At 45.7% G+C, this 21,554-nt stretch carries 2 protein-coding genes; both read left to right on the top strand.

Annotated features, from left to right (window positions below; all coding sequences use genetic code 11):
• The first annotated feature begins 104 nt into the window (after nucleotides 1-104).
• Nucleotides 105-10,820 (top strand): non-ribosomal peptide synthetase, encoded by a 10,716-nt coding sequence (locus tag MHH23_RS19430; protein WP_340960098.1) that lies wholly within the window; start codon nucleotides 105-107, stop codon nucleotides 10,818-10,820.
• 19 nt (nucleotides 10,821-10,839) lie between these two features.
• Nucleotides 10,840-21,534, top strand: coding sequence for a non-ribosomal peptide synthetase (locus tag MHH23_RS19425; protein ID WP_340960097.1), 10,695 nt, complete (start codon nucleotides 10,840-10,842; stop codon nucleotides 21,532-21,534).
• Nucleotides 21,535-21,554: the final 20 nt, after the last annotated feature.

Raw genomic sequence — 21,554 nt, 5'->3', positions numbered from 1 at the left:
TTCTGTTATTCGTCTATTTTGATGAAATAGACTTGGTTCTTTTGATATAGAGGGTGCAGGGTATCACATTTGGTGGAGAAAACATAGAAGAGCGGAGGATAAGAATGAGTACAGTTTATTACCCCTTAACACATGCGCAAAAGCGAGTATTCTACACGGAAAGATTTTATCCAGGCACAAGTATTTCTAATTTGGGTGGGTTTGCCAAGTTAAGATCGGTATCAGGTCTAAATCCTTCTTTGATCGTTGATGTGCTTCAAGCGTACATTCGTGAAACTGATTCTCTTCGTTTAAGGCTGGTGTATCAACATGAGCAGGAGGAGCCCGTTCAATATATCAAGCCATATGAAAAACAGCCGATTCGTTTGGTGAAAGGATGGAGTGAAAAGGAAGTCAGGGCGTGGGCGAACGAGGAGATTCGTGAGCCGATGGAACTGATTGACCGTTCCTTAATCGAATTTACGGTCTTTCAAATCAGTGATCAAGAGTGCTGGCTGTTCTGTAAAGCACATCATATTGTGGCTGATGGTATTTCAATTATCTTGATGGGAAACCGAATCATTGATCTATACCATGACATGCTGCAGGGGACAGACATCTCCCCAATTGAAGACATTTCCTTCGTTGATCACATCATGAGTGAGCAAACGTATGAATCTTCTAAACGTTTTCAGAAAGACCAAGCTTTTTGGAACGAGCAATTTGCCAATATTCCAGATTTCGCTTCTTTAACACCGCATAAAGGTTACGAGATGAGTTTACATGCGGAGAGATTTTCAGGGGATATTCCAGATGCTTTAAAGGAGAAGCTTCGCGTTTTTTGTGAAAAAGAGAAAGTCAGTATGCTTTCTATGTTTATGTCCGCTGTCTATATTTACTTGCACCGATTTAGCGGCATGGAGGATGTGGTCCTTGGAACCTTTATGGGCAATCGGACAAATGCAAAGGAAAAAAAGATGATTGGGATGTTTGTGTCGACCATTCCGATGCGCGCATCTGTGCAAGGATCCCTCACGTTTCTTGATTTCGTGAAGCAAGTCATGGCGGATCAGATGAAGATCTTGCGTCATCAAAAATATCCTTACAATGTGCTCATGAATGATTTAAGGGAAAGAGATGGATTTACAGGACGCCTGTTTGATATTTCTTTAGAGTATCAGGTCATGCAGTGGCAGAAAAAAGAGAATCTTTCGTTCATTACGGAGCCGATTTTTAGTGGAAGCGGAATGAATGATATATCGATTCATGTGAAAGACCGCTGGGATACAGATACATTGACCATTGATTTGGATTACCGTACAGATCTATTTAGTGAAGACGATATGAGTAAGCTGTTTGATCGATTGATGATTTTGCTGGAGGCGGCAGTCTCTCAGCCAGATCAGCTGATTGGGGCTCTCTCTTTACTGCCAGCAGATGAACAAAAGCAGCTGCTTCAATTATCTAAGGGAGAAGCATTTGATTTACCAGGAGCGAAACCAGTTCACCACTTATTTGATGAGGTAGCTAAAAAGTATTCAGAACGAGCAGCTGCGGTAGCGGAAAATGGAACGTTCACTTATGGAGAGCTGTATCAAAAAGCGGACAAACTGGCACGGTTTTTACAGATGAAAGGTGTCTCGCGTGATGTACCAGTTGCCGTTTTAATGGAACGGACGGCAGATGCGATGGTTGCCATTTTTGGGATATTAAAAGCTGGCGGTGCATATGTACCGATCGATCCGGCATTACCTGAGGAACGCATTCAATTTATTGTAGAAGATTCTGGTGCTTCTATCGTTTTAACAGAAGAATCGTTTGTTCAGCGATATTCATCCATTGCCGAAAAAATGGTTGTCCAGCAGCATATGGAATTAGAAGATCGTCCGCTGCCTGAGCTGATCGATCAGACGACATCACAGGATTTGGCTTATCTCATTTATACATCGGGTACGACTGGAAAGCCGAAGGGAGTGATGATCGAGCATCTTCAGCTGCATCATTTGGTTCATGCCCTGCATCACGAATTGTATGAGGGGGCAAATCAGCTTCAAGTGGCGCTTCTTGCACCATTCCATTTCGATGCATCTGTTAAACAAATCTTTGCTGCTCTTTTATTTGGACATACGCTTCATATTGTGCCAAGAGAAATGACACGAAACGGTGTACAGCTAGCGGCTTATTACAAAGAACATCAAATCAAAGCAACAGATGGAACGCCAGCACATGTGCAGCTTTTACTTGCAGTGGATTTGGATGGGCTTGCACTGACTCACATGCTGATTGGGGGAGAAGCACTCCCTGCGAAAGCAGCGCAGGCGCTGATTGAAGCTGTCCGTGTCAGCCAGCCCGATTTTGCCTTGTGGAATGTGTATGGTCCGACAGAAACGTGTGTGGATGCGACGGTTCACCGTCTAGATCTCAGTGAGCTGCAGAAGTCACCAGAACAGCGCTATGTGTCAATTGGAAAGCCATTGGGCCATCATCGGATTTATATTTTAAATGAACATGAACAACTACAGGTGCAGGGAGCTGTGGGAGAACTATGCATTGCGGGAATAGGAGTGGGACGGGGCTATGTGAATCAGCCTGAATTGACGGAGAAGGCATTCAGACCAGATCCATTTTTTCCTGAAGACCGGATGTATCGCACAGGTGATGTAGTGAGATGGCTTCCAGATGGCACTATTGATTACCTTGGAAGAATAGATGACCAAGTAAAAATAAGAGGTTACCGCATCGAAACAGGTGAAATTGAGGCAGTCATGGAGCAGGTAGACGGAGTCGATCAGGCTGTCGTGCTTGTCGTGGATGAACCGGACGGTGGAAAGGCTTTAAGTGCTTACTATCAAGCACGACAAGAATTTCTTTCCGTGGACACCCTGCAAGCCGCTATCAAACATCAGCTGCCAGCTTATATGATGCCGCTTTATTTCAAGCAGCTGGAGGCATTTCCACTGACAGTTAGCGGGAAAGTCGACCGGCGTGCGCTTGCTGCTTTAAAAGGAGACAAGGCTGTCAGTGCTGTTTATGTAGCGCCTAGAAACGATGTAGAAACGAAGCTTGTTCGTTTGTGGGAAGACGTTCTTCATCAAGAGAACATAGGTGTGTACGACTCATTCTTTGACATAGGCGGACATTCACTCAAAGCGATGAAAGTTCTTACACTCGTTCAGCGGGCTTTTCAAGTGGAGGTCCCTTTATCGGTTTTATTTGAACAGCAAACAATTGCAGCACTTGCTGTTTATATTGAACAAGCGGAAAAGTCTTCGCAAGTGGTTATACCGAAAGCACCGAATGCCGCCGATTATCCATTGTCACCAGCGCAGCAGCGTGTTTATATGGTGACTCAGTTGGAGCAGAGCATCGCCTATCATATGCCTGCCGTTGTGAAATTAAGAGGAACGCTGCAACGAGAGAAATTGGAGGGAGCTTTTGAAAAACTGATCGCACGTCATGATATGCTGCGCACTTCTTTTCATACAGTCAAAGGAGTCCCTCGTCAGCGGGTAGCTTCATCCGTTCCATTTCAAATAGAACAGGTGACAGGCAGCACGATGGAAGAGAACATGCGTCAATTTGTCCGACCTTTTTATCTTGAGCAGGCTCCGCTTTTGCGTGTTGGGCTACAGTCTTTACATGATCAGGAGCATCTTCTCTATTTCGATATGCATCATCTGATTTCAGATGGTCTTTCAATTGATTTGATGCTGCGTGAGCTGTCTAACGCTTATGAGGGATCAGTGAAAGCGCCATTGAAGCTTCAATATCAAGATTATGCTGTTTGGCAAGAACAACAGGCAGAGCAAGGCGGTCAAATAGATGAAGCATTCTGGCTGAAAGAATTTTCAGGAGATATCCCTGCTTTGCAGCTGCTAACGGATTATCAGCGTCCGGCTGTCCAGTCTTTCGCTGGAGATCGCGTTCTCAGAAACATCGATGAGACGTTAACAGGCCGTTTGCAGGAGCTTGCAGCGAATCATCATACGACGCTGTATACCGTGTTGCTTTCTGCTTACTATACATTGCTTGCGAAATACACAGGTCAAAAGGAGTTTGTGGTGGGGACGCCAACAGCAGGCAGGGTGCATGCAGATTTGAATGACATGATCGGCATGTTTGTCCAAACACTTGCTTTACGTTCAGAGGTAGATCCGAACGCTTCAATGACACAGTTGATTGAGCAAGTAAAGGAAAAGACGATGAGGGCGTTTGAGCATCAGCAATATCCATTCGAGCGGCTGCTTGAAAAGCTAAATGTGCAAAGGGATTTTAGCCGCCATCCATTATTTGATACGGTCTTTACTCTAACGCCAGATCATTCAACAGCCCAGCATATTGGAGAGATGAAAGTCGAAGTCGAGGAAACCAATTTCCATATTGCGAAGTTTGATCTCACACTTCAAGCGACGGAGTCAAATCATGGTCTTTCCTTTGTTCTCGATTACAGTACGGCGTTATTTAAACGAAGTACTGCCGAGCAGATGCTCAAGCATTATGTTTATCTTCTGGAGCAGATGGTTGAAGTGCCGGAGCAAGCGATTCAATCATACCGCTTACTGTCTGAACAAGAGGCAGCGGCTCAATTGAAGATGTGGAACCCGTTACCTACGCCTTATCCTGCGGAAGAAACCATTGTGACGCAATTTGAATCACAAGTACAGCAGCATGGTCATCAGCCTGCTTTGCAATGTAAAGATGTGGTTCTTTCTTATCAAGAGCTGAATCGCAGAGTGAACCAGCTGGCTCATTATTTACACGAACATGGTTTTGAAAAAGGGATGAAAGCGGCTTTATTCTTTGAACGTTCCAATGAGATGGTGCTGTCGGTTTTAGCTGTGCTAAAGGCTGGCGGTGTCTATGTGCCAATTGATCCTGACTTCCCTGATGAACGTATCAAGCACTTTTTGACAGATAGTGGTGCACAGTTTGTCCTGACCCATCAGGTGCTGCGTCATCGTTCTGTGCTTACTGCATTTGAAGGGAAAATCATAGAAACAGAAGATCAAGCCGTTGATCAGCAGTCAGAGAGCAATCCAGTTGTATGTGTTTCGCCTTTGGACTTGGCGAATTTGACCTACACATCTGGTACGACAGGCAAACCTAAAGGGAACATGGTGACGCATCGGAACATTTTGAGAACAGTGAAGCAGTCGAATTATCTCACCATTCATCATGAAGACACGGTGATGAGCCTTTCAAACTATGTATTTGATGCATTTATGTTTGATGTGTTTGGTGCTTTATTGAACGGAGCGAAACTCATTGTTTTGCCAAAGGATCACATTTTAAATATGAATGAGCTTTCTGGCGCGATTGAGAAGGAAAAAGTCAGTATTTTAATGATCACGACCGCTCTATTTCACTTACTGATTGATATGAAAAAAGGCAGCCTGAAAAACGTCAGAAAAGTGCTGTTTGGCGGGGAACGTGCTTCTGTGCCGCATGTTGTGGCAGCGCTTGAAACGGTTGGAGAAGACAAACTCATTCATATGTATGGACCTTCTGAAAGCACGATTTTCACAACGTATTATCCGGTGAATCACATTGAAGAACAAGCACTGTCGATTCCGATCGGAAAGCCGGTGAGTCAAACGGCTGTTTATATTGTCGATGAGTTTGGACATGTGCAGCCGCCGGGAGTTGCTGGAGAGCTTTGTGTTGCAGGTGATGGACTGGTCAAGGGGTATTATCACCAGCCAGAACTAACGAACGAAAAGTTTGTTGAAAATCCTTTCCGATCTGGTGAAGTCATGTACAAAACGGGCGATCTCGCACGATGGCTGTCAAATGGAGATATTGAATTCATTGGGCGAATAGATCATCAAGTCAAGATCCGAGGTCAGCGTATCGAGCTTGGCGAAATTGAACACCAGATATTGCAGCATCCGCAAGTGAAGGAAGCCGTTGTCATTGCGATATCAAATGATACATTGTGTGCATATTTCACAGCAGAAGGTGCTGTTCCGCTGTCGGATTTACGTGAGCAAGCAGGACGAGAACTCCCCGTTTATATGATGCCAGCTTTCTTCATGCAATTAGACGAGCTGCCACTAACGGGGAATGGCAAGGTAGACAGACGGGCATTACCGGTACCTGATGTAAGTGAGCAGGCGGCAAATGAATACGTCCCTCCTCAATCAGATACAGAGCGTATATTGGCACACATTTGGGAGGAAGTTCTTGAGGTGCCGAAAATCGGCAGACATGATCATTTCTTTGAATGCGGTGGTCATTCACTGCGCGGCATGAAAATGCTGAACAGGCTCTATGAAGAGATGCATGTGGAATGTCCTTTGAAAACATTATTTGAATCACCTACTTTAGAGGCGTTTGCCCTTGCGGTGGATCAAACAGATCGAACTGAAATCAGGCGAGTGGAAAAAGCGGAAGAAGCGGCTTTTTATCCTGTGACATCTGCTCAGAAAAGATTGTTTGTTCTGCAAAAAATGACAGATGCCGAGCAGAGCTATCATATGCCAGCTGCTTTAAAGCTTGAAGGTGTATTTGATGAAAAACGATTTAAAAAAGCCATTGACCAGCTTGTTCATCGTCATGAAGCATTCCGTACGAGCTTTGACTTCGTTCAGGGTGAACCTGTTCAGCGAATTGAAACGAATGTTTCTGTGAACATTGAAAACATCGAAGGGAACGGCCGAGACATTCAGCAATTAATGAATGATTTTATTCGTCCATTTGATATAGAAAAAGCGCCGCTGCTTAGAGTGGGGCTTGTGTCTGAATCGGAGAGTGTTCATTATCTGTTGATTGATATGCACCACATCATTTCAGATGGTGCGTCTGTCGGTATTTTAATTGATGAGCTATCGATCTTGTATCGAGGAGACGAACTTGATGAATTGCCTATTCAATATAAGGATTATGCGGTTTGGTCAACAAGTGAAAAATTTCTTGCACAAAAAGAGGCTGAAGCGGCGTTTTGGTTGGAACAATTACAAGGAGAACTGCCTGTTTTGGCGCTGCCTGAGGATCTCCCGAGACCAAAGGTTCAGACGTTTGAAGGGGGCCGCGTCGAATTCTCTATAGATGGTGCGCTTAAAGCGCAATTGGATGAGCTGGTTAGATCACTCAACGGTACAACGTATACAGTGCTGCTTGCTTGCTACAGTACGCTTTTAAGCAAGCTTTCGAGACAAGAAGACATCATAATCGGTTCTCCAGTGGTGGGCAGAACCCATCCTGATATTCAATCAGTCATCGGCATGTTTGTGAATACGCTGGCACTCAGAACAAAACCAGAAGGACATCAGACATTTTCTCAATTTGCGTCAACAGTTCATGAGCTTGTGTTAGCGGCAAATGAACATCAACTTTACCCATTTGAAGAATTGGTGGACCAAGTGCAAACGGTTCGCGACACAAGCCGCCATCCAATCTTTGATGTGGTGTTCTCGATGGAAAATGCAGATATTCGTGACCTGTCGATGGATGGACTTGATATCATTCCCCAGCCGTTCAATGAGAACATAGCGAAATTTGACTTAACCTTAACTGGAAACGAATCTGACGATCAAATCGAGCTTGTGTTTGATTATAATTCTTCTATCTTTGAACGTTCGTCGATTGAGAAGTGGAAGGAGTATTTCCTTTACTTGATCGAACAAATGGTGTCAGCACCAGATCAATTATTAGATCAGATGCAATTATTATCACTAGCGCAGCAGCAAAAACTGCTTGATGAATGGTCCGGACCTTATCTAAATGTCCCGACAGATCAAACGGTTCATGCATTGATTGAGGCGAAGTCCCAGGAGGTACCTGATCAAAAAGCTGCAACTTTCTGCGGCACAAGCTGGACGTATGAAGAACTGAACAACCGGGCGAATACAGTCGCCGCAAGACTTATGTCCAGTGGCACAAAACCGGGAGACCGCATCGGCATTCTCACGCGTCCATCGCTTGAGATGACAGCCGCTGTTCTTGGAGTTCTCAAGGCAGGTGCGGCATTTGTGCCGATTGATGCCGATTATCCAGCGCAGCGCATTGCTTATATGCTTGAAGATGGCAGGGCAAAGGTCCTTCTGATTCAGAAAGGGCTCACTGCACCACCTTCATTCACAGGTCATACCCTCTTCATAGAAGAGGCAGTAGAAGGAGAAGCACACGAGATTCAGGTTCCTATCAAACCAACGGATCTCGCTTATATGATTTACACATCTGGAACGACTGGACAGCCGAAGGGTGTCATGGTCGAGCACCAGTCTCTTGTCAATCTGGCCTACTGGCACAATGATGCCTTCCAGGTGACGAAACAAGACCGAACCGCTAAATATGCCGGCTTTGGCTTTGATGCCTCCATTTGGGAGATGTTCCCGACATGGATGGCCGGCGCAGAGCTCCATATCATCGACGAAGCGATTCGCCTCGATATGATCAAGCTCAATTCGTATTTTAATGACGAAGGCATTACCATTGCGTTCCTGCCAACACAGCTATGTGAGCAGTTTATGTCGATGGACAATCATTCTCTCCGTTACTTACTGACAGGCGGGGACAAGCTGAAACAGGTGAAGCCCGTTCCATACAAACTCGTCAATAACTACGGCCCAACAGAAAATACGGTCGTGGCGACAAGCGGGATCATTGATCCAGATCAAGGCACGCTTCCTATCGGAACAGCGATTGCCAATACTCGTTTTTACATTATGGGTTCGTTATATGACCTCTCGCCGCAAGGCGTACCGGGTGAGCTCGTGATTGCGGGGAAAGGACTGGCAAGAGGCTACTGGAATCTCCCAGGGGAAACGGACAAACGATTTGTCCCAGATCCGTTTTATCCTGGAGAGCGCATGTACCGTACAGGCGACTTGGTGAAATGGACAGAGGATGGCGAGCTGATCTACCTCGGTAGAAAAGACCATCAAGTGAACATCCGCGGATTCCGGATTGAGCTATCAGAAATTGAAGCGCAGCTCCTTGCGCTAAATGAAGTGAAAGAAGCCGTCGTGACAACGCTCAAAGACGCAAGTGATCAAGACGCTCTTGTCGCTTACGCCATCACAGATAAAGAAACGGATACGCTGAAAGATAGCTTAAAGCGCACCTTGCCTGAATATATGGTGCCATCATGGATCATCAAGCTAGACCAACTGCCGATGACGGCAAATGGCAAAGTGGATCTCAAAGCACTGCCAGCACCTGATGTGGAAGCGAATCAAACAGCATACGAAGCCCCAAGAGATGAAGTGGAAGCACTGCTTTGCGGCATTTGGGAAGATGTGCTTGGCGTCAGCCAAGTTGGTATTCACGACCATTTCTTCTTCCTTGGCGGAGATTCGATTAAAGGCATCCAAATGGCAAGCAGACTCACGCAAGAAGGCTGGAAGCTCGATATGAAACTGCTTTTCCAATATCCAACGATTGCGGAGCTTCGCCCATATATCGAAGAAGCGGACCTTCTCACAGCCGATCAGTCAGCTGTCGAAGGAGAGGTTATTTTAACACCGATACAGCGCTGGTTCTTTGAACGGAACTTCAGCAACCAGCATCATTGGAATCAGTCCGTTATGCTCCATGCGGCAAATGGTTTGGATGAAGCACTTGTCAAGCAAGTGCTCGAGCAGATGATGACCCATCATGATGCTTTGCGATTGGTTTATCCGATAGAAGAAGGACGCATCATCCAGCGTCATCGTGGAGTAGACGAAAACGATGTAGCGGTGGACGTGATAGAAGTACAAGGAGAACGATCACAGCAAATCCAGCAGGTAGAAAAGCTAGCAAATGAAGTGCAGGCGAGTATTTCTTTAACAGAGGGACCATTAGTCAAACCTGCGATTTTCCGTACGGATCATGGAGATCACTTATTGCTCGTTGTACATCACCTTGTCATTGATGGTGTGTCATGGCGTATTTTCCTTGAAGACTTCATGGCTCTTTATGAGCAGGCGAAGCGTGGGGAGGAGCTGACACTTCCTGAAAAAACACATTCATTCCAAGCATATGCCCAGAAGTTGACGGAATACGCAGTGTCAGATGAGCTGCTGGCAGAAAGGGACTATTGGAAAAAGGTACTTGGGCATTTAACTGCACCTCTGCAAAAGGATCATGTCACAGAGGATCAAAGAATGCTGCATACAAAAACCATTCGCTTTACGCTGTCTGAGGAAGAAACACGCAGCCTACTGACAGAAGTACATGAGGCGTACCACACGGAAATCAACGACATTTTGCTAACCGCTTTAGGATTGACCTTGAAAGAGTGGACAGGAGAAGACAGACACTTTATTCACCTTGAAGGACATGGAAGGGAAGACATCCTTCCGGCGGTCAATGTGTCGCGGACCATCGGCTGGTTTACGAGCATGTATCCTGTGCTGCTTGATTTGTCGCATGCGGAGGATCTTTCGTATCAAATCAAGCTTTTGAAAGAAGAGCTCAGACACATTCCGAACAAGGGAATCGGCTATGGCGTTTTAAAATACTTAACGCCTGACAAAATGAAGGACGGTCTCGCATTTGATGTCACGCCAGATATCAGCTTTAACTATCTTGGTCAGTTTGATGAACAGATTGGCGGAGGTGAACTAAGTCGATCCACTTGGCAGGCAGGTCAATCATTAAGTCCAGAATCAGAGAAACCTCATGCATTAGATATTGTTGGTTTCGTAGAACAGGGCATGTTCCAGATGACGATGTCCTATCACCAGCTTGAATTTGAAGAGCAGACGATGGAACAGTTCAAGGACCTTTTAGAAAAGAACGTGAAGGCGCTTATCTCACATTGTGTATCACAAGATGAAGCGCAAATTACGCCTAGTGATGTAGGAGACGATGACCTGACCATGGATGAACTTGAAAAGCTAATGGATATATTTTAAGCAAACGAAGAGGTGGACTATGAGCAAACAGAAGATTCAAAAGGTATATCCTTTAACACCAATGCAAGAAGGTATGTTATATCATGCCATGCTAGACCCTAATTCGTCCTCTTATTTCACACAGCTGGAGCTTGGAATAAGAGGGGAGTTTGATCTCGATCTTTTTGAAAAAAGTCTCAATGAGCTCATCGGCACATATGACATTCTCCGTACAGCCTTTGTCTATCAGCAATTACAGAAGCCGCGTCAGGTTGTACTGGCAGAGCGCAATCTAGATGTGTATAGAGAGAATCTATCTCACCTGAATCATCAGGAACAGCAAAAGGTACTAGATCAATATAAAAAGCAAGTGAGAAAGCAAGGCTTCCATTTAACGAATGATTTGTTATTGAAGGTCGCTGTTTTTCAACTGAATGAAACAAACTGGCATCTCATTTGGAGCAACCATCACATCATCATGGATGGTTGGTCCATGGGAGTTTTGATGAAAAAATTGTTTCATTACTACGAATCTTATCGGAACGGCAAAACGCCGGATCGCTCACAAGGAAAACCTTATGCAGATTATATTCAGTGGCTTGGCAAGCAAAATCAACAAGCAGCGGAAGGCTATTGGAAGGATCGCTTAGATGGTGCGATTCAGCATCAAGGGCTTTTGCAGCAAAAAGAAGCGAACGGACAATATGACCATCAGGAATGGACGTTCACATGGGATGCTGAAATGGTCAGCACCATTCAAGAGATCGCAAGGAATTGCCAAGTGACAGCACCAAATCTATTCCAGGCTGTTTGGTCGGTTCTTTTAGGCACTTACCATGCGGCACATGATGTCACTTTCGGAAAAGTCGTATCTGGCAGGCCGCCAAGTGTGGCTGGTATAGAACAGATGGCAGGGCTTTTTATCAATACAATACCGGTCAGGGTAGAAATGAATCAGGAAGACACCTTCAAACAGCTGTTTCAAAAAGTTCAGCAGCATGCGCTGGAAGCGGAAAACTATGATTTTATGCCGCTTTATGACATTCAGCAACAGACAGCTGCAGGAGGACAACTCTTCGATCACTTGGTCGGGTTTGAGAACTATCCTTTAGATCAAGAGCTATCTGGTGACACCATGTCGGAACGTCTAGGGTTTTCCATTGATGTAAAAGACGGATTTGAACAAACGAATTTCGATCTAAATGTCCTTGTATATCCAGGTGAAACATGGACATTGAAAATCAAATACAATGCGGTGGCTTTTGAAGAAGAGGTCATTGAAAAAATATCGAAACACCTGACCAACCTCATGAAGCAGATCATCGAGAATCCGGAAGTTCGCCTTCATGACGTGACGTGTATCACTGAAGAAGAAAAACAGCAGATTGAAGCATGGAACAAGACAGAACGAGATTATCCAAAGCATCTGTCTATTCCTGAGCTTCTTAAAGAACGCATTCAAACGCAGCCAGACCATCTGGCGTTAGTCGAAGGAGAGCGGGCATTTACCTATGAAGAACTCGGCCAAGAAATCCATCGTGTTGCGGGATATTTGATTGATAGCGGAGTGAAACAAGAAGATGCCGTCGCAGTGTATATGAATCGATCTGCTGAAGCAGTAATCGCCATTTTAGCGGTTCTTCAAGCAGGGGCTGCTTATGTACCAATTGATCCAGCCCAGCCAGAGGAGAGAATTCGCTTTATGCTTGAAGACAGCGGCGCATCCGTTTTGCTCTATGCGGACAGCCAGCCGCTAGTTCATGAAAGTATCCAAGCCGTTCGTGTGTCGGACATATCGAATCATTCCAACGGACCATTCGAAGTCGAGACCTCTCCTTCGCAATTGGCGTATATCATGTACACGTCGGGGTCAACCGGCCAGCCAAAAGGGGTTCAAATTGAGCATCAGCATATTGTCAGATTGGCATGTTCTCAGGAGACACTGGGCTTGAACAAGTCGGATCGTATGGCACATACAGGAGCAGTCAGCTTTGATGCCATTACTTTTGAAATTTTCACCACACTGCTGAACGGTGCAACGCTTTATCCTGTTGACCGTGACACGTTATTAGACATCAACCGGTTTGAACGCTTTATCCAAACGAATCAAATCTCGGCGCTCTTTTTAACAACTGGTTTGTTTAATCAACTCGCTCAGCAGCGACCGCATATGTTTAAGGGACTGTCCAAATTGATCACAGGCGGTGATGTGATCAATGTGAAAAGTGCAGAGCTTGTGAAGAAAAATCATCCATCACTTGTTTTACTGAATGCGTACGGCCCAACAGAAAACACCACCATCTCGACCATTTATGAGGTGAGAGGGGATGAAACGGGTACGATTCCAATTGGTCAGCCGATCAATCATTCGTCCGCTTACATTTTAGATGACAATCAAAGACTTCAGCCAATTGGCGCGCCAGGAGAGCTGTATGTTGGCGGAGACGGTGTCTCAAGAGGATATCTCCATCGTCCAGAATTAACAAAGCAAGCATTTATCGCTGATCCTTTCAAGGCAGAAGGGCGTTTGTATCGAACAGGAGATTTGGCTAGGTACGGTTCAAATGGTCAAATCGAATTCCTCGGACGGACAGATGATCAAGTGAAAATCCGTGGTTTCCGTATTGAGCTCGGTGAAATTGAAACGATTCTTCAACAAGAGACGGGGATCGATGATGCGGTTGTGCTTATCCATGAGTCTCCTTCAGAAGAAAAAGAAATGACCGCTTACTATACGGGAACGATCACGGAAGAAGAAGTGCGGGCTCTATTTAATCAAGCACTGCCAGCATATATGGTACCTCATCACGTCATGAAGCTAGATGTTTTTCCGCTTACCACAAACGGAAAGGTTGATCGAAAAGCTTTACCAACGCCTGACGAAGCTGATCGTGAAGAAATCAGGATCATTCCACCTGAAACCGAGACGGAAAAGGCGCTTGCTCAAATTTGGGAGGAACTGCTTGGGAAAGCGGTGGGAATAGATGAGCATTTCTTCATGACTGGCGGACATTCACTCAAAGCAATGATGATGTCAGCCAAAATCCAAGAAGTGTTCCAAAAGGAAGTTCCGATTCAAGTGATATTCGAAAAGCCAACGGTTCGATCGCTTGCGTCATACATTGACCAGGACGGTCAAGAAGAACAAGGACATCCGATCTTACCCGCAGCGAAGGCGGAGGACTATCCAGTGTCATCAGCTCAGCGGCGCTTATACATTTTACAAACACTTGAACCTAAGAGTACGAACTATCATATTCCGATCGTCTTAACGCTTGAAGGTACGCTCGATCATCAGCGGCTCACCTCAGCATTTGATGAATTGATTCAAACGCATGAAATTTTAAGAACGAGTTTTCATATGAAAGGCGAGAACATCGTCCAAAGGGTACATGAACGAGCGGCATTTGACCTCCCTGTCCATGATGTAAAGGAAGAAGAGGCTGAGGCATTTCTTGCTGAACGTCAGGCGCCGTTTGATTTGACAGCCGCTCCCCTCCTGCGGGCACAGCTGCTCAAAGTGAGTGACGACCGTCATCTTTTAGTTCTGGAAGCACATCACCTGATTACAGATGGCAGCTCCATGAAGACGTTCATTCAGGATTTGGCGAAAGCCTATGATGGAGAACCGCTTGCAGAAAGAGCCATTCATTATAAAGATTACGCTGTCTGGCAGTTAAGTGAAGAAGAAACAGAGAAACAGCGTGCACATGAAGCGTATTGGCTGAAACAATTCCAAGGAGATGTACCGGTTTTAGATTTGCCGACAGACTACCCGCGTCCAGTGGAACGTGATTTTTCTGGAGAACGGGTGATGTTTGGCTGTGATCAAGCGACAACTCAGCGTATTCATGAGCTGCTCAAGAAAACAGATACGACGTTGTACATGTTCTTGTTATCTGCATTTCAAGTGCTGCTCGCATCCTACAGTGGACAGGAAGATATCATTGTCGGATCTCCTGTTGCGGGGCGAACACATCCAGATATTCAGGACATGCCGGGGATGTTCATCAATACCATTGCGATGCGCGGGAAACCGGAACAAACAAAGTCATTTTTACAGCTGCTTGAAGAAATAAAAGAAACGAGTGTAGATGCTTTTGCACATCAAAGCTATCCGCTCGAAGAGTTAATCGCGCGTCTACCGCTTGATCGTGATACAACCCGAAGCCCGCTCTTTAGTGTTTCGTTTAATATGCAGAACATGGATGTTCCTGCACTAAAGCTCGGCGATCTGAACATTTCGCCTTATGCAATGCAGCACCGATCCGTCAAATTTGATCTGTCTCTAGAAGCATTTGAACGTGAGGGAGAAATAAAACTAAGCCTAGACTATGCAACGGCATTATTTAAAGAGGAAACCATCCGCCGGTTCGGAACACATCTTCTTGCGATTATTCGTGAGGCGGTCCAGCATCCGAATGAACAAATTGGCTTGTTCAACCTCTTGGATCAGCATGAGCAAATGGAGCGGTTGGAGAAAAGGGATGGGGAACAAACAGGTCAACATGAGCCGTACCATGTGCAATTTTCACGTCAAGCCATGGAAACGCCTGATGCCATTGCGGTGATGGATGGTGAAAGGAAGCTGACCTACCGTGAACTAGATCACATGTCCAATGCTCTTTGCAGTGAGCTGAAGATGCAAGGCGTAGAGAAAGAAAGCACAGTCGCACTTATTCTTGATCGCTCTGTCTATGTCATTGTCTCCATGCTAGGTGTAATGAAAGCAGGCGGTGCATTTGTACCAATTGATCCAACTTTTCCTGCGGAACGTATTCGTTACACATTAAAAGATTCAGGGGCAAAAGTCATCGTGGCAAATGAGTCTCTTGGCGATTCGTATCAGCATCTCAAGTCGATTCAGGTCGTACATGTGGAGAAAGCCGTCCAACGAAACGATTCTCTAGACCTGCCGGACGTATCGGTTGATCAACTGGCTTATGTGATTTACACATCTGGAACAACAGGGAAGCCAAAGGGTGTACAGCTCACGCATCGTAATCTATCACACTACGTCAATTGGTTGACACATGAAGTGACTTTACAAGAATGCGATCGAACGGCACTCCTGTCTTCTTATGCATACGACCTTGGTTACACAAGCATTTTCCCGGTTCTAAAAGCAGGCGGGACACTCTATATTCCTCATGAAGACGTGTATACAGACCCTGTACGTCTCATGCGTTTTATTGATGAACAAGAGCTGACTTATATCAAAATGACACCATCCTTATTTCATATGATGGCAGATTCGAAGGGGCATACATTTGACGCTTTACGGCTTGTGGTATTGGGAGGAGAACCGATTGTCTCTGAAGATGTTGAGACATTTATGAAACAGCATCCATGCGTGGCAGTGATGAACCATTACGGTCCGACAGAAACAACGATTGGTACAGTGAGCAAGCTAATGACACCGCATGAGCTGGACGCTTTAAAGGAGCGTTCTATCATCGGAAAGCCTATTGCTCATACAAGAGCGCTCGTATGCAATCGCAAGCAGCGCCTTGTTCCTTATGGTGCACCGGGGGAGCTTTATATTTCAGGTGATGGTGTTTCAAGAGGTTATTTGAATCAGCCTGAATTAACAGCAGAGCGTTTTCTTGAAAATCCTTATTTCCCTCAAGAGCGGATGTATCGAACGGGAGATTTGGTCAGACAGCATGCAAATGGGGAGATTGAATTCCTTGGAAGAGTAGATGATCAAGTGAAAATTCGCGGCTATCGAATTGAGAAACAAGAAATTGAGCATGCCGCACGTGCCCTTTCAACCATTCAAAAAGTGTATGTCAAAGTGATCAAAACATCTCGTTTACCGGAGCTGGCGTTATATTATACAGCACCTGATCACATTGGAACGCTGACATTTAGAGAAAAGCTTTCAGAGACGCTGCCGGATTACATGATTCCTACTTATTTTGTCAAAGTGGATCATATGCCGCTGACACAAAACGGAAAAGTAGATGCAAAATCTCTGCCGCTTCCTCATGAGGCACATATGAACCGCACGGCACACGCAGCACCTGAAACGGCGCTTGAGCAGACGCTTTGTGATATTTGGTCAGATGTTCTTGAGATTGAAAAAGTCGGCATTGATGACCATTTCTTTGAATTAGGCGGCCATTCTCTGAAAGGCATGGTGCTCATTTCGAAAATGCAAGCCAAACTGAATCAGCATGTTCCACTCAAGGTTCTTTTTGAAAAGCCAACGATACGGGCGATAGCTGCCTATTTGGAAGAAGCTGATGCTTCGCTCGTCACATCCATTCAGCCAGCGGAAAAGCAAGATTTCTATCCAGTCTCTTCCGCACAAAAGCGAATGTACGTATTACAGCAGCTGCATCCAGAATCTGTCACCTACCATATGCCAGCCGTTTTCATGATGGAAGGAAACCTTGATCTGAAGCAGCTAGAAGGAGCGATTCAAGCTTTAATTGATAGACATGAGTCATTGCGGACAGCCTTTGTTGAAATTGATGGCAGTCCCGTCCAAAAAATCTATCGCCGTGTGCCGTTTACGTTACAGATGGTTGAAGTAGAAAGCGATCAGGTACAATCCGTCGTAGACAACTTCATGACACCATTCTCATTACATCAAGCACCTCTAATGAGGGCGAAAGTGGCAAAGCTGTCTGATGACAAATATGTGTTCATGATGGATATGCACCATATCATCGCAGACGGAGTGACACGCAGGCTACTTATTCAAGAATTAGCGGAGTTGTATGAGCATAAGACGTTACCGCCAGTTCAGTTGCACTACAAGGATTATGCGGTATGGCAGCAAGAGGAAGAGCAGCAAGCAGCACTTGAAAAACAGCGGCAGTATTGGCTGGAGCAATATGCACAGCCGCCAGAAGACTTAGCACTTCCGCTTGATTTTCCGCGGCCTAGTGTGCAGTCATTTGCAGGAGATCGGGTTGATAGATGGCTGTCTGCTGAAAAGGCGCAGCATATCAAAGCGCTCATGGCTGAAAAAAATGTGAGCTTGAACATGGTGATGCAAACGGCCTTTGCCATTCTCCTTCATAAATTGACTGGGCAGCATGACATCGTCATAGGGGCTGTAACGGCTGGACGTACACATGCGTCAATCGAACGGATTCCGGGCATGTTTGTGAATACACTGGCCCTTCGACATGACGTTCAGTTAGAAGAAACTGCAGAGCATCTGCTAGAAAAAATAAGAGATCACAATCTATCAGCTTATGAACATCAAGGGTTCCCATTTGAGGATTTGGTCGCGCAGTTAGACCTTCCGAAAGACACGAGCCGCAACCCGTTGTTTAGTGTCATGATGACAACGGATGAGCGTGATCTGACGTTACCGGAATTGAATGGACTTACGCTTTCGCACAAACAGCAAGAAGCCGTTCAGGCAAAATTTGATTTAACGCTCGGTGTCTTTGAGGAACAAGATCAAGTGGGCTTGCGCTTTGAATATGCAGCGGCATTATTTAAAAAGAGTACCATTCAGCGATGGAGTCAATATTTTGAGCGAATCATAGACGAAATGCTTGCGAAATTGAATCAGTCGATCTCGACCATCTCCATCTTAACAAAAGAAGAAGAGCGACATCTGCTTGATGATTGGTCAGGACCTGTCCTAAATGTCCCGACAGATCAAACGGTTCATGCATTGATTGAGGCGAAGTCACAGGAAGTACCTCATCAAAAAGCCGCCGCCTTCTGCGGCACAAGCTGGACGTATGAAGAACTGAACAACCGGGCGAATACAGTCGCCGCAAGACTCATTTCCAGCGGCACAAAACCGGGAGACCGCATCGGCATTCTCACACGTCCATCGCTTGAGATGACAGCCGCTGTTCTCGGAGTTCTCAAGGCAGGTGCGGCATTTGTGCCGATTGATGCCGATTATCCAGCGCAGCGCATTGCTTATATGCTGGAAGATTGCGGGGCAGAGGTCCTTCTGATTCAGAATGGGCTCACTGCACCACCTTTATTCACAGGTCATACCCTCTTCATAGAAGAGGCAGTAGAAGGAGAAGCACACGAGATTCATGTTCCTATCAAACCAATGGATCTCGCTTATATGATTTACACATCTGGAACGACTGGACAGCCGAAGGGTGTCATGGTCGAGCATCAGTCTCTTGTCAATCTTGCTTTTTGGCACAATGATGCTTTCCAGGTGACGAAACAAGACCGAACCGCCAAATATGCCGGCTTTGGCTTTGATGCCTCCATTTGGGAGATGTTCCCGACGTGGATGGCGGGCGCAGAGCTCCATATCATCGACGAAGCGATTCGCCTCGATATGATCAAGCTCAATACGTATTTCAATGACGAAGGCATCACCATTGCGTTCCTGCCAACACAGCTATGTGAGCAGTTTATGTCGATGGACAATCATTCTCTCCGTTACTTACTGACAGGCGGGGACAAGTTAAAGCAGGTGAAGCCCGTTCCATACAAACTCGTCAATAACTACGGCCCAACAGAAAATACGGTCGTGGCGACAAGCGGGATCATTGATCCAGATCAAGGCACGCTTCCTATCGGAACAGCGATTGCCAATACTCGTTTTTACATTATGGGTTCGTTATATGACCTCTCGCCGCAAGGCGTACCGGGTGAGCTCGTAATTGCGGGGAAAGGACTGGCAAGAGGCTACTGGAATCTCCCAGAGGAAACGGACAAACGGTTTGTCCCGGATCCGTTTTATCCTGGAGAGCGCATGTACCGTACAGGCGACTTGGTGAAATGGACAGAGGATGGCGAGCTGATCTATCTCGGTAGAAAAGACCATCAAGTGAACATCCGCGGATTCCGGATTGAGCTATCAGAAATTGAAGCGCAGCTCCTTGCGCTAAATGAAGTGAAAGAAGCCGTCGTGACAACGGTCAAAGACGCAAGTGATCAAGACGCTCTTGTCGCTTACGCCATCACAGATGAAGAAGCGGCCACTTTGAAAGAAAGCTTAAAGCGCACCTTGCCTGACTATATGGTGCCATCATGGATCATCAAGCTAGACCAACTGCCGATGACGGCAAATGGCAAAGTGGATCTCAAAGCACTGCCAGCACCTGATATGGAAGCGAATCAAACAGCATACGAAGCGCCAAGAGATGAAGTGGAAGCACTGCTTTGCGGCATTTGGGAAGATGTGCTTGGCGTCAGCCAAGTTGGTATTCACGACCATTTCTTCTTCCTTGGCGGAGATTCGATTAAAGGCATCCAAATGGCAAGCAGACTCACGCAAGAAGGCTGGAAGCTCGATATGAAACTGCTTTTCCAATACCCAACGATTGCGGAGCTTCGCCCATATATCGAAGAAGCGGATATTCTCACAGCTGATCAATCACCTGTGGAAGGGGAAGTCATTTTAACACCGATTCAGCGCTGGTTCTTTGAGCGTAACTTTGATCACCAGCACCACTGGAATCTATCAATGATGCTTCATGCGCCAAAAGGGTTTGACTTGGCTGTCACAGAACAAGTTCTGCAAAGACTACTCTCACATCATGATGCACTGCGCATGGTGTTCAGACAGGAGCATGATGACATTCTGCAATACAATCAGCGGGAGCTATCAGAACCATTTTCAATTATTTCTTGTGATGTTTCAAAAGCGCAAGATGTGAAACAGGCGATTTCAACATACGCCAATGAGTATCAGCGTCAACTGAATCTTGAAAAAGGTCCATTGATGAAAGTGATTTGTTTCCATACAGAAAACGGTGATCACATACTCATCATCACCCATCATCTTGTGATTGACGGCGTTTCTTGCCGGATTTTACTAGAAGACTTTATGTCTCTTTATCATCAGGCAGAAAAAGGAGAAACGATGGTTCTGCCGCCAAAAACGCACTCTTTCAAAGAATGGGCAGAAGCGGTTGAACGATACGCGCAGTCGCAGCTGCTAAAAAACCAGAAGGAGTATTGGGCGGCGATTGAAAATAGACCGTTTACGACTTTACCTGTTGACCATGAAGTAAAAGAAAGAAAAGTCGCGGATACGAAAGCGGTCAAAATGCAGCTGACAGAAGCAGAAACCGAGCATCTGTTAACGAATATCCATCTTCCGTACACAACAGAAATGAATGATATTCTTCTATGTGCGCTCGGGCTGGCCGTTCAGGAATGGACAGGTCAATCTCATGTACATGTACAGCTTGAAGGTCATGGAAGAGAGGACATTTTATCAGGATTAGATATATCCCGCACAGTTGGCTGGTTTACGAGCATGTATCCAGTCGTTCTTGAAGCGAAACCGAATCAGACCATTGCAGACGCTATTAAAGGAACGAAAGAGATGCTGCGGCGTGTACCGAATAAGGGGATTGGTTACGGTATTTTAAGATACATGACACCATCCGAACCGTCAGTCAAACACGTGCAGCCTGAAATCAGCTTGAACTATCTCGGGCAGATTGATCAGGAAGTGACGACAGAACTCTTTGGGCCCTCAACCTATGATATGGGCCGTCAAGCAAGCCCTGAATCAGAAGCTGTTTATAAGCTGAACCTCAGCGGTCTTGTTCAGCACAATCAATTCATTCTGTCGTGCTCATATTGTGCAAGTGAATATGAAGAACAAACGATACAGCAGTTCATCGCATTGTTGAAGGAGAAAATCAGATCCATCATCACTCATTGCTTAGCGCATCAAGAGCGAGAATTTACGCCAAGTGACTTCTCGGCTGCAGACCTTGAAATGGATGAAATGGACGATATCTTTGACATGCTAGAGGAGAAATTGACCTAACACCACTAGATCAGTCATGA

Origin of the sequence: Bacillus sp. FSL K6-3458, assembly GCF_038005045.1 — a bacterium.
Classification (GTDB): domain Bacteria; phylum Bacillota; class Bacilli; order Bacillales; family Bacillaceae; genus Bacillus; species Bacillus altitudinis.
Note: the sequence above shows the minus strand (reverse complement) of the source record. Positions and strands in the feature narration are given on the sequence as shown.

Excerpts from the sequence above, each read along its gene's own strand:
- MHH23_RS19430 (WP_340960098.1), top strand. The coding sequence starts at position 105 with ATGAGTACAGTTTATTACCCCTTAACACATGCGCAAAAGCGAGTATTC.
- MHH23_RS19425 (WP_340960097.1), top strand. The coding sequence starts at position 10,840 with ATGAGCAAACAGAAGATTCAAAAGGTATATCCTTTAACACCAATGCAA.